This window comes from Mycobacterium sp. 852014-52450_SCH5900713 (assembly GCF_001667075.1).
In the GTDB taxonomy this organism is placed as follows: Bacteria; Actinomycetota; Actinomycetes; order Mycobacteriales; family Mycobacteriaceae; genus Mycobacterium.
The window spans coordinates 32,004-43,141 of sequence record NZ_LZIL01000072.1; the positions used below are offsets into that span (position 1 = coordinate 32,004).

Below are 11,138 nucleotides of genomic sequence, written 5' to 3' on the forward strand. Positions count from 1 at the left end.
GGTGTCGATCTGCTGTGGTCCTACAGGTTCGCCAAGTCGTCGGGCACGTCGACCTTGTGCTCCTCCAGCGCCTCGAGGGGCACCACCTCGAGGGTGCGCTCGTGCGTGGAGGCCAGCACCACGGGTGCCGCGCAGCCATCCTGGTGCGCCCGCAGCCAGTTCAGCGCCGTGACGCACCAGCGATCGCCGGGCAACAGGCCCGGGAACCGGTATTCGGGAACCGGTGTCTGAAGGTCATTGCCGATGGAACGCTGGTGCTCGAGGAACTCCGTGGTCATGACCGCACAGATCGTGTGCCGGCCGAGATCCTCGGGGCCGGTCGAGCAACAGCCGTCACGGTAGTACCCGGTCACGGGTTCTGTGCCGCACGGTTCCAGCGGGCCGCCTAACACGTTTCGATCGGGCACGGGTTCAGTATTGCGCTCCCGGGGGTGAAGTTTGAAGTAACTTTGCCGTCTCCGCCGGGGCAAATTTGTCCGGCTGCGGTGCGGGTGGGGCGGCGTGAGTGCGGGCGCCAGTGACGAACCGATAACAATTCCCACGTCAAGCTGGCGCGACGCGCTGAGCAAATCCCGGGGAAATCGCCGGGAAAATTTATCGTCACATCGTGCAACGAAGAACGGCCCTCAAGCTGCCACTTCTGCTGGCAGCCGGCACCGCGCTGGCGCGAGCGCCACGCGCCTCCGCGGAGGAACCGGGTCGGTGGCCCGCCGACCGCGCCAACCGGTGGTATCAGGCGCAAGGTTTCCTCGTCGGATCGAATTACATCACCTCCAACGCCATCAACCAGCTGGAGATGTTTCAGGCCGACACCTACGACCCGCGGCGCATCGACGCCGAGCTCGGCTGGGCCAGGTTCTACGGGCACAACACCGCCCGGGTGTTCCTCCACGATCAGCTGTGGGCGCAGGACCAGCGCGGCTTCCAGACGCGCCTTGCGCAGTTCGTCGACATCGCCGCGCGCCATCGCATCAAACCGCTGTTCGTCTTCTTCGATTCGTGCTGGGACCCGGCACCCAAGGCCGGTCGACAACGCGCGCCGCGGCCGGGCGTGCACAACTCCGGCTGGGTGCAGAGCCCGGGAGCCGAAAGGCTCGGCGACCCCCGCTACGCCGGCGTCATGCGCGACTACGTCACCGCGGTGTTGACCCAATTCCGCAGCGACGACCGCATTCTGGGCTGGGACTTGTGGAACGAGCCGGACAACCCCGCGCGGCAGTACAGGAGCACCGAGCGCAGTGATAAGGATCAGCTGGTCGCCAACCTGCTTCCCCAAGTGTTCCGCTGGGCGCGCGCGGTTGATCCCAGTCAGCCGCTCACGAGCGGCGTGTGGCGTGGCGACTGGGGACAACCCCAGGGCCGCAGCGCAATCAGCGACATCCAGCTCGCCAACGCCGATGTCATCACGTTCCATTCCTACGCCGAGCCCGCGGGCTTCGAGTCCCGGATCGGCGAGCTTGCCCCCCTGGGGCGGCCGATCCTCTGCACGGAGTACATGGCCCGGCCCCGGGGCAGCACCGTGGAGGGAATCCTCCCGGTGGCCAAGCGCCACAACGTCGGCGCCATCAACTGGGGTCTGGTCGCCGGAAAGACCCAGACCTACTTTCCCTGGGAATCGTGGGACCACCCGTACACCGCGATCCCCAAAGTCTGGTTCCACGACCTGCTCCGGCCCGACGGCCGGCCCTTCCAGGACACCGAAGCGCTGACGACCCGAAAACTGGCCGGCAGCCAAGCCTGAGCGGGGCTGTTCGGTTAGCCGAATTTGCCGTTGACCGCCCTTTTTGCGGTAGTAGGGTTGAGCCGCAGAAGGGGGCGGCGGTGACTCTGACTCATCTGAGCGAACCAGAGCTGATCGCCTCGGGCGGGGGCGACCCGTGGGCGATCAACCAGAGCCTGCAGGCGGGTAGCCCGTTTCAAATCTCACGCCTGGCCGAGGCGTTTCATGCCGCGGGCCGACACACCGCCGAAGCCGACCATGCCTTCCAGATAGCCCAGAAGCGCTTCGCCGAGTCGTGGAACCACCAGAACGGTGACAACCCGATCAACGACTCCGCCGAAGTTCAGCGAGTGACGAAATCCCTTGGCGCGCAATCGGAGCAGTTGCCCAAAATCGGCGCTGACTTAGAGAACATCGCGGCCGCGTTGGCCGACGCACAGAAGCAGGGTGCCGCCGAGATTGCCACCTTGGACCATCAGCTGCAGTTTCTCGACAAGCTTTATGGCGCCGCGCAAGCGGATCTGCGGGATCCGAGCCTTCCGCCGAAGGAGGTAGCAAAGCTGCACATGATCATGGACGCAGCCCACGCCGACGCTGTGGATGACGTCCGTGACGCGGTGAAGCAGATGAATTCGATCCGCAACGCCTACTCCGACACGCTGCATAAAGCGCTGGGCTCGTTGCACACCGAGGGTTACGATCCGCCCGCGAACATCGACGACACGCTCGAACAGCCGTTACGGGGCGAGGTTAGAGATCTCGGACCCGTCGCCGGCACTGGTGCCGTTCCTGGCATCCCGGGAATCGGCGCGGCAGATCTTGGTGAGATCGTCGAGGTGCCCGGACAGCCGGGGAAATTCCTTGCGATCTTCGGTGATTCGTTTTCCGGCAACAAAGTTGGCGAAGGTGATCATTATCGATCAGTGGCCGTCCCGGTGACCTTCGACGCCGACGGACGCCCGCACTTCGGCGCGCCGTTGACCGGAGCGAAGGATAGCGGCCATGAGCTATTTCCTATCCCAAACGAGGCGGCGGGCGTCACTGACACCCTGCCTGCAGGGACTATAACTGCAGGCGGAAAAACATACATGATGGTGACGGGTACTAAGGGGGATCTCCAACCGGTCGCTTCATGGTTGGTGGAAGTCAATGGCGACCCGGGCAAGGGGTGGACCATGGTGCCGAATTCATTGCGTGCGGCGGGTGACGCCCCCAGTCAGGTCAGCGGTTACAAGGGGTCCGACGGCAAGGTCTACATCGCGGCAGATTCCTTCGACCGCAGCCGAGGCGTCACCATGTACCGCGCAGATCCTGACAAAGTGTGGGACCGCGGCAGTTGGCAACCTTGGACTGGCAAAGATTGGGGAACTCCGGTGGACCGTCCCGTACAAGTAACTAACGATCGCTACGGTGAGCTCAGCTTGCGCGAGATCGGCGGCAAACCTGTCCTGTCTGGTTTCAATGTGGATGCGCATGGTGGAAGTGTTGAGGTACGTATCGGTTCGAGCCCGACTGGTATCTTCAGTCCAGACGTAAACCCGACCATGGTTGTCCAAAACGGCGACAGGACCGCTGCAAACTACATGCACCAGCCGTACGGGGGATATATATTGCCTGGCTCGACGCTTGATAACCTCAGGATGTTTGTCAGTGAATGGAACACATCCAAGGGACCCGATCACCAGCCGGTCGGTGCTCCATACGATACCCGCGAATTCCAATTGAATCTCCACCAGTGATCCATAACTTCCTTCGTTGCGGACTTCGATAGGATGAAGACGGTGCTATTAAATCTGTTCCGGGTCACCGGTTTAGCGGGCGCCGCTTTATTAGCAGCTTGCGCGGCGCATGCCGACGGACCCAAGTTTCCCGACCTGAGTAAATATGCTGTCGCAGCACCCGCCGACTACACGATCGACGTTCCTAATCCAGGACGGCCACCGCTAGCGACAGTTTACTTCCTCACACCTGACGGTATAGTTTGCAATTTTTTGCCCGACCAAGCGCAGTGCAGTGGAAATAATTTCCCGGCGATACCTCCCGCCACTGGCAACACCAATGCCAGTCGCGCTGCGGTGAATTGGATAGGAACTACGACAGGGTTGAAGCAAACCAACGAGGGGGAGCCGTCTCGTGTGATCGATGACCAACCCATCAAAACGCTTCCTCCGTTTCATTCCCTTTCCGTGAATGGGTTCACGTGCGGAGTCGACAACTCCGGAATGACCGCCTGCAAGGACCCGCAAGGCCGTGGGTTTGTGCTGTCGCCGCACGGCTCGGGTTGGCTGCCCCATGTGTAGACGCCGCCTAAGCGGCATCTCACTGGATACATCGCAATGCGGCACGACGATCCTTCGAAGCATTAGACAGCATCCCGTTACCGTCACCAACCGAGATTGAATAGCAAGGACCTAGGAGGCCGCGAAGTCTCCCACCGCAGTCATTTTGTTGCCGTCAGAGGCGGTGGCGAATCCGGCCGCGGTGAAAGCACAGTTGACGATGATCCCCCGGTGTGGAGGACTCTGCATCCATGAGTCGACGGCCTGGGCGGGAGTCCCGGCCGATCCGGTGCCCCAAAATACGATCTCGCCGGTGGCAGGGGCCCTGGTGTAGCCGGCATCAGCGATACGCGTCCGCGGCGATGAGCCGTCGGAACCGATATGGCCGCTTAAACCGGTGCGCAGCATGTCTTCGGCGTGCCGCTGCGCTGCCGCCCTCAACCGGGGATCATCTGCCAGTGGCCCACACGGCTGACGAAGCCCGTTGACGCCGCTATACAGCACCGCACCGGAATCGTCTGCGCGCGCGACGAATTCACCAACCGTGCCCGGCATCGTAGTGAGGACGCAACAGCAGGAGAGGATGGCGACGATCTCTACTTTCTTCGTCATGTGGCCTCTTGCCGCGCGCATCGAATTTGTCCGTGAATAAATGCTAGCCACCATCGACCGAGATTGGCCGAAAATCGTCTTTGCTAAACCGACACGCGGGATCCGCGTGAGAACGCAGGGGCGGCCCCCACCCGCGATAGCAGGTGAAGGTGTTGGCGGTGGCGGAGGGATTTGAACCCTCGGACGGTGTTAGCCGTCACACGCTTTCGAGGCGTGCTCCTTAGGCCGCTCGGACACGCCACCGCCGAGCAGCTTACCGAACCCTGAGCCCCTCACCCCAATCGCTGGCGGGCGAAGAAGGCCTCCAGCGGTGCGGCGCACTCTTCGGCGAGCACGCCGCCGCGCACTTCCGGGCGATGGTTGAGCCGCCGGTCGCGGACCACGTCCCACAGCGATCCCACCGCTCCCGTCTTCGGTTCCCACGCGCCGAACACCAGCCGGCCGACGCGGGCCAGGACCAGCGCGCCGGCACACATGGTGCACGGTTCGACGGTGACCGCCAGCGTGGCGCCCTCCAGGCGCCATCCGTCGCCGAGCACGCCGGCCGCGGCCCGCAGCGCCAGGATCTCGGCGTGCGCAGTGGGATCGCCCAGGGCTTCGCGGGCATTGACCGCACGGGCGAGCTCAGTTCCGTCGGCCGCGACGACGACCGCGCCGATGGGCACGTCGCGGGGACCCGCCGTCGCGGCGACCGACAACGCGGTACGGATCAGATCTTCGTCAGCGATCACCGACCGGCCAGCGCTTGCGATCACCGACCGATGCGGTCGATCACCGCCGACAGCTGGTCGGCGAAGCCCATCTCCCGGGCGATGCGGCCGAGCTGCTCGTCCGCGTACAGGTCGGCCTCGTCGAGGATGACGCCCAGCACCGCCTCGGGCAGCCCGATATCGGAGAGCAATCCCAGGTCACCCTCTTCGAACGGGTCGGAATCCTCCAGGTCCTCGGGGTCGATGTCGGCGTCCAGCTTGTCCAGCACTTCGGCGGCGATGTCGTAGTCCAGCGCGGCGGTGGCGTCCGAGAGCAGGAGCCGGGTCCCCGACGGCGCGGGGCGCACGATCACGAAAAACTCGTCATCGACGTCGAGCAGCCCGAACACGGCGCCGGCGCTGCGCAATTCCCGCAGCTCCGTCTCGGCGGCCTTGAGGCTCAGCAGCGATTTGCGGGCCATCGGGGAACACCGCCACTGGCCCTCTTCGCGCACGACAGCTACGCCGAAACCGTCCGGCGTATCGGCGGACAGGCCTTGGGCTGGGGCCCGTTGTGCTCCCATGGCCGCTTACGGTAGTCGCAGACCAGGCCCCCTGACCAGATGGAGCGAAACCGCGGCGACATCTTGACGCACCGCCGCCGCCAGATTGTGCCAACCTTAGGTCTGTGGCTCGCCCTGTTTCTCAAACCCCGGTGTGCGTGCTCGGGCTGGGGCTGATCGGGGGTTCGATAATGCGGGCCGCCACGGCGGCAGGCCGCGAAGTGTTCGGCTACAACCGGTCGGTGGAGGGCGCAAAAGAAGCCGCCGCCGACGGCTTCGACGCGACCACCGACCTGACGGCGACGCTCACCCGCGCCGCCGACACCGGCGCGCTGATCGTCCTGGCCGTCCCCATGCCGGCGCTGGCCGGCATGCTCGCCCACATCGCCGAACTGGCCCCGGCCTGCCCGTTGACCGACGTCACCAGCGTCAAACGGGCCGTGCTCGACGAGGTTGTCGCGGCCGGCCTGCAGGAACGATTCGTCGGCGGTCACCCGATGGCGGGCACCGCCCATTCGGGCTGGGCCGCCGGCCACCCGGGCCTGTTCACCAGGGCGCCGTGGGTGATCAGCGTGGACGATCACGTCGACCCGGTGGTGTGGTCGATGGTCATGACGCTGGCCCTGGACTGCGGCGCGGTGCTGGTCCCGGCCAAGTCCGACGATCACGACGCGGCGGCGGCCGCGATCTCGCACCTGCCGCACCTGCTCGCCGAGGCGCTGGCGGTCATCGCCGGGGACGTCCCGCTGGCGTTCGCGCTGGCCGCCGGATCGTTCCGCGACGGGACGCGGGTGGCCGGCACCGCCCCGGACCTGGTGCGGGCGATGTGTGAGGGCAACTCCGACCAGCTGGTGCCGGCCGTCGACCGGGTGATCGAGTTGCTGAGCCGGGCCCGCGAGTCGCTGGTCGCGAACAACTCGGTGGCCGAGCTCGTCGAGGCCGGCCACGCCGCCCGCACCCGCTACGACAGCTTTCCGCGTTCCGACGTCTTCCACGTCATCATCGGCGGTGAGAACTGGCGCGAGGAGTTGGCCGCCGCGGGTCGGGCGGGCCGCGTGATCAGATCCGCTCTGCCAAGCCTGGATAGTCGACGATGAAGCCCTCGTCGTCGACGCTCACGACGGTGTCGGCGACCGGGGAGTGCAGCTTGATGCCGTCGTGGCCGCCCGTGCTGGTGTAGCTCACGAGGTCCGCGGTAATCGCCATGTCGGGCAGGTTGATGTAGACCACCGGCAGTGTGACCGAGTCCGGCCGCTCGTGCAGGCCGAGCCGCCGAATGGGCAACGCGTTGAAGAACGGGCTGAAGACCACATCGCAGTCCAGCGCGCCGTTGTACGACGCTCGGCGCTCGCCCTGATGGTCGGTGACCAGCCACATGTTCTCTTCGTCACGGGCGATGGACAGCACGCGCTCCCGTTCGGCGAGGGTGACCGTCATCCCCAGCCGCTTGGTGGCGCCGGTCTCATCGGTTTGCAGGTCGTAGTACGCACCGAATGCCGGGTTGGTGGCGGTGGCGGCAGCGACGATCCGGCCGTTCGCCTTGATCCTCTTGCCGGACACCTGGATTCGTACCGATTCCATCCGGGAGACGTCCTGGGCGCGCCAGGTCAACATTGCCTGCCACACGCGCCGAGGATCAGAGGGGTCTGCGTTCACTCACCTACCGTAAGACGTGCGGGCGAACCGCGGCAGGCCTGTCGAGTAAGTGTGGCGAAGTCGTCCGGTGCCCGGCACCGACGCCCACACCACCAATGCGAGCAGCCCGTCCAGCGCCAGCGCCAACGCGGCCACCATCAAGGCACCGACCAGGGCGAGGTGGAACTCTCGCTCCTTGATTCCGTCGATCAGGTATCGGCCCAGCCCGCCGAGGCTGGCATAGGCCGCAACCGTGGCGGTGGCGACCACCTGAAGCGTCGCGCTGCGCAACCCGCCCAGGATCAACGGCAGCGCGTTGCGCGCCTCCACCCACAACACCTGCGCCTCGGTCATGCCCATCGCCCTGGCCGCGTCGACCACGGTCGGCTCCACGTTGGCGATTCCCGCGTAGGTGCCGGCCAGCAGCGCCGGGACGCCCAGCAGCATCAGGGCGACCAGCGGCGGCCCCATCCCCAACCCGAACAGCAACGTCCCGAGCAACAGCACGCCCAGCGTCGGCAGCGCGCGCAACCCGTTGACCATGCCGACCACCAGCACCGTGCCGCGGCCGGTGTGCCCGATGATGAGCCCGGCCGGGACCGCGATCAGGGCCGAGGCGCCCACCGCGACCGCCGTGTACTCGAGATGCTCCAGGACGCGCGCCGCAAGCCCGACCGGGCCGGTCCAGTTGCCGGCGGTCATTAGGTACGAGATGGCGCCCTGCACGAAGTTCATCGCGCGCCACCCACTATCGGGGCCACCACCGACCGTCGACGCGGCGAGCGCCCGGCGCGCTCCCACGGCGTGGCCAGGCGGCCGGCCACCACGATCAACGCGTCGATGACGACGGCCAGCACGAAGAGCGCGATGATGCCGGCAAGGATCTGATCGCTCTTGTTCGTCTGGTACCCCTCGGTGAACCAGGTGCCCAGGCCGCCGATGCCGATCACCGAACCCACCGAGACCATCGCGATATTGGTGACGACCACCACGCGCAACCCGGCGACCAGGACCGGAACAGAAAGCGGCAGTTCGACTTTCAGCATGCGGGTGATCGGCGGGTAGCCGACGGCGGTGGCGGCGTCGCGCACCTGGGCCGGCACCGCGTCCAGCGCCTCGAGCACCGCCCGTACCAGCAGGGCCGCGGTGTAGGCCGTCAGCGCGACCATGACGTTCGCCTCATCGAGGATGCGGGTCCCGATGACCATCGGCAAGACCACGAACAGCGCCAGCGACGGAATGGTGAACACGACACTCGCGGTCGCCGTCGTGAGCCGGCGGGCAACCGGTACGCGTTGCACCGCCGCGCCCAGCGGGACGGCGAGGGCCAACCCGATCAGCACCGGCACCAACGACAACCGCAAATGGACGATGGTCAGCGCCCAGGCGTCGTCGAGATGGGTGAGCAGGTAGTGCATATCTGTTCCCCCGGTCACGTCTTTCTTCGGGTTTCCGCGGCGGCCAGCACGTCGTCGGCCAGCACACCGCCGATGACTTTGCCGCCTTCGTCGACCGCGAGGCCCACGCCCGACGGCGACGACAGCGCCGCGTCCAGCGCGTGGCTGAGGTTCCCGCGGGGACGGAACAACGAGCCGACGCCACTCATGCTGTCCGACAACGACGCACCCGCGCGATGCCGGCGCAGGCCTTCGGAATCGATCCAACCCATCGGCGCGCCCGCGCCATCCACCACCACCGCCCAGCCGTCCGCGAGGGCGGTGGTGGCGAGGTCGTCCGCCGGGATGCGTTGCACATCATGTACCGGCAAGCCGGCCGCGTCGATGAGTTGCAACCATCGATATCCGCGGCCGAGACCGATGAACCTCGAGACGAAATCGTTGGCAGGGCGCGACAGCAACCGCGTGGGTTCGTCGTACTGCTGCAACGTGCCGGCCCGAAAGACCGCGACTTTGTCCGCGAGCTTGAGTGCCTCGTCGATGTCGTGGGTGACGAACACGATGGTCTTGTGCAATTCGCTTTGCAGACGCAGGATCTCGTTCTGCAGGTCAAGCCGGACCACCGGGTCGACGGCCGAGAAGGGCTCGTCCATCAACAAGACGGGGGGATCGGCGGCCAGCGCACGCGCCACGCCGACGCGTTGTTGCTCACCACCGGACAACTGCGCCGGGTAGCGGGTGGCCAGCTTCGTGTCCAGCCCGACGCGTTCGAGCACCTCGTAGGCGGCGGCCCGAGCCGCCCGGCGGGACTGCCCCTTCAGCACCGGAACCGTTGCGACGTTGTCGATCACCCGCAGGTGCGGCATCAGCCCGGCATGCTGGATGACATAGCCGATCCCGAGGCGCAGCCGCACCGGGTCCAGGCTGGACACGTCCACACCGTCGACGGTGATGGTGCCGGACGTGGGCTCGATCATGCGGTTGACCATGCGCAGCGCCGTGGTCTTGCCGCTGCCCGACGAACCGACGAAGACGGTCAACTTCCCGTTCGGGATCACCAGGCTCAACCGGTCCACCGCGGTGGTCCCGTCGGCGAAGGACTTGCTGACTTCATCGAAGACGATCATCGGCCGACCGGATGATCGAAGCCGTTGTTCCGCAACCAGTCCCGGGCGGCCTGGTCGGGATCGACACCGGAGTTTCCCGCCACCGCGGCGTTGAGCCCGGCCACGCCGGGAGTGGTCAGCTTCGCCGACACGGCGTCCAGCACCTCCTTGAGCCGGTCCGACTTCTTCTGCGAATTGACCAGCGGCACAATGTTGCCGGCCAGGAAGTTGTGCTCCGGGTCTTCGAGCACCACCAAATGGTTCTGCGGGATTGCGGGCGAGGTGGTGAAAACGTTGGCGGCGTTGACCCTTCCCTCCACCAGGGCGCGCACCGTCACCGCGCCGCCGCCGTCGTTGATGGCGACGAAGTTGCCCGGCCTGATGTCGAGTCCGTACTTCTGCCGCAACCCGGGCAGGCCGGAGGGCCGGTTCGCGAAGGCCGACGGCGCCCCGAACCTCACGTCCGCCGAATGCGCCGCCAGGTCCGCGATTGTCGTCAGATTCCACGAATTAGCGGTCCCGCCTGTCACCGTCACGGTGTCGGTGTCGGTGGCCGGCGAGGGCGTCAGGACGGCCAGGTCGCCGGGCAGCCTGCGGTCGAGCTCCAATTCGACGGCGTCGAGCATGGTCGCCGTCGACTCGGGCGCGAAATAGAGCAGCAGGTTGCCGATGTACTCCGGCACCAGATCGATGGAATGGTCCTTCAGCGCCGGGATATACGTCTCCCGACTGCCGATCCCCATCCGCCGGCCGACCTCGAATCCGTTGGCCTGCAACGCTTGTGCATATATCTCGGCGATGATCTGCGATTCCGGGAAGTCGCCGGACCCCACGACGATGGATTTGGGGCTGCGGACCTGGGCACCCAGCGGGTCCGAACTGCTGCACGCCGCGAGAACGCAGATCGCCGTGAGCCACACGGCCGCTTGGATGATCGCGCGGCGCGCGCGCGACGGCATCCCCATACCGCCGACACTAACCTCAGAGTCGCCCGCGCGCCGGGACCCAGCGGGCCGGTTGCCGGGTTTGGTTTCATTCTGTGCCGGATGGGACAAAGATGACCCTATGAGCAGCCATCCCCCTGCCTCGCCCAGCCAGCCGCCGATCAGGGACGACCACAGCGCGCCGGCGCGGGTG

At 66.2% G+C, this 11,138-nt stretch carries 12 protein-coding genes, 1 tRNA gene and 1 pseudogene; 4 read left to right on the forward strand and 10 right to left on the reverse strand.

Features of this window, described 5'->3' with window-relative positions; genetic code table 11:
- Nucleotides 1-20: 20 nt before the first annotated feature.
- Nucleotides 21-407: a DUF2237 family protein gene (locus A5773_RS21980; protein ID WP_066954901.1), complete on the reverse strand. Its 387-nt coding sequence runs from the start codon at nucleotides 405-407 to the stop codon at nucleotides 21-23.
- Between the two features lie 200 nt (nucleotides 408-607).
- Between A5773_RS21980 and A5773_RS21985 the strand changes: the two genes are divergently transcribed.
- The 3 genes from A5773_RS21985 to A5773_RS26810 all read left to right on the forward strand — a co-directional run bounded on the left by A5773_RS21985 (nucleotide 608) and on the right by A5773_RS26810 (nucleotide 4,020).
- Nucleotides 608-1,741: a 1,4-beta-xylanase gene (locus tag A5773_RS21985; RefSeq protein WP_067261719.1), complete on the forward strand. Its 1,134-nt coding sequence runs from the start codon at nucleotides 608-610 to the stop codon at nucleotides 1,739-1,741.
- 80 nt (nucleotides 1,742-1,821) lie between these two features.
- Nucleotides 1,822-3,459, forward strand: a complete 1,638-nt coding sequence (locus tag A5773_RS21990; RefSeq protein ID WP_067792560.1) for a DUF4185 domain-containing protein — start codon at nucleotides 1,822-1,824, stop codon at nucleotides 3,457-3,459.
- Nucleotides 3,460-3,492: 33 nt separating this feature from the next.
- Nucleotides 3,493-4,020, forward strand: a complete 528-nt coding sequence (locus A5773_RS26810) for a hypothetical protein (RefSeq protein WP_369817389.1) — start codon at nucleotides 3,493-3,495, stop codon at nucleotides 4,018-4,020.
- 111 nt (nucleotides 4,021-4,131) lie between these two features.
- Here A5773_RS26810 and A5773_RS21995 read toward each other — a convergent pair whose 3' ends face one another.
- The 4 genes from A5773_RS21995 to A5773_RS22010 form a co-directional block, all read right to left on the reverse strand.
- The gene (locus tag A5773_RS21995; RefSeq protein ID WP_197505372.1) at nucleotides 4,132-4,611 is read right to left on the reverse strand and encodes a CAP domain-containing protein; all 480 of its coding nucleotides are present in this window, start codon (nucleotides 4,609-4,611) and stop codon (nucleotides 4,132-4,134) included.
- Between the two features lie 153 nt (nucleotides 4,612-4,764).
- A tRNA-Ser gene (locus A5773_RS22000) sits at nucleotides 4,765-4,854 on the reverse strand.
- 29 nt (nucleotides 4,855-4,883) lie between these two features.
- Nucleotides 4,884-5,342 carry a nucleoside deaminase gene (locus A5773_RS22005; RefSeq protein WP_066954981.1) on the reverse strand — a complete coding sequence of 153 codons (459 nt, stop codon included), beginning with the start codon at nucleotides 5,340-5,342 and terminating at the stop codon, nucleotides 4,884-4,886.
- A gap of 20 nt (nucleotides 5,343-5,362) precedes the next feature.
- Complete coding sequence (locus A5773_RS22010) at nucleotides 5,363-5,884, reverse strand: tRNA adenosine deaminase-associated protein (protein ID WP_066954912.1); 522 nt, start codon at nucleotides 5,882-5,884, stop codon at nucleotides 5,363-5,365.
- Between the two features lie 131 nt (nucleotides 5,885-6,015).
- Here A5773_RS22010 and A5773_RS22015 point away from each other — a divergent pair, with 131 nt between their 5' ends.
- On the forward strand, nucleotides 6,016-6,960 hold the full coding sequence (locus tag A5773_RS22015) for a prephenate dehydrogenase (protein ID WP_082948341.1): 945 nt from the start codon (nucleotides 6,016-6,018) through the stop codon (nucleotides 6,958-6,960).
- Here A5773_RS22015 and A5773_RS22020 read toward each other — a convergent pair.
- From A5773_RS22020 to A5773_RS22040, 5 genes and pseudogenes are all read right to left on the reverse strand, one after another.
- Entirely contained in the window at nucleotides 6,923-7,519 is a 597-nt protein-coding gene (locus tag A5773_RS22020; protein WP_156744924.1) for a putative glycolipid-binding domain-containing protein, read from the reverse strand. The genes A5773_RS22015 and A5773_RS22020 overlap by 38 nt on opposite strands.
- Before the next feature lie 4 nt (nucleotides 7,520-7,523).
- Nucleotides 7,524-8,233: pseudogene (locus A5773_RS22025) on the reverse strand (ABC transporter permease).
- Entirely contained in the window at nucleotides 8,230-8,916 is a 687-nt protein-coding gene (locus A5773_RS22030) for an ABC transporter permease (protein ID WP_067792567.1), read from the reverse strand. The pseudogene A5773_RS22025 and the gene A5773_RS22030 overlap by 4 nt, the downstream one beginning before the upstream one ends.
- 14 nt (nucleotides 8,917-8,930) lie before the next feature.
- A complete protein-coding gene (locus tag A5773_RS22035) occupies nucleotides 8,931-10,022 on the reverse strand; it encodes an ABC transporter ATP-binding protein (RefSeq protein WP_067792570.1) in 1,092 nt (363 codons plus the stop codon).
- Complete coding sequence (locus tag A5773_RS22040; RefSeq protein WP_067792573.1) at nucleotides 10,019-10,966, reverse strand: ABC transporter substrate-binding protein; 948 nt, start codon at nucleotides 10,964-10,966, stop codon at nucleotides 10,019-10,021. Before A5773_RS22040 ends, A5773_RS22035 begins: the two co-directional genes overlap by 4 nt.
- Nucleotides 10,967-11,138: the final 172 nt, after the last annotated feature.

Coding starts and splice junctions, on each gene's coding strand:
- A5773_RS26810 (WP_369817389.1), top strand. CDS start 3,493: ATGAAGACGGTGCTATTAAATCTGTTCCGGGTCACCGGTTTAGCGGGC.
- A5773_RS21995 (WP_197505372.1), bottom strand. CDS start 4,611: ATGACGAAGAAAGTAGAGATCGTCGCCATCCTCTCCTGCTGTTGCGTC.
- A5773_RS22010 (WP_066954912.1), bottom strand. CDS start 5,884: ATGGGAGCACAACGGGCCCCAGCCCAAGGCCTGTCCGCCGATACGCCG.
- A5773_RS22030 (WP_067792567.1), bottom strand. CDS start 8,916: ATGCACTACCTGCTCACCCATCTCGACGACGCCTGGGCGCTGACCATC.
- A5773_RS22035 (WP_067792570.1), bottom strand. CDS start 10,022: ATGATCGTCTTCGATGAAGTCAGCAAGTCCTTCGCCGACGGGACCACC.
- A5773_RS22040 (WP_067792573.1), bottom strand. CDS start 10,966: ATGGGGATGCCGTCGCGCGCGCGCCGCGCGATCATCCAAGCGGCCGTG.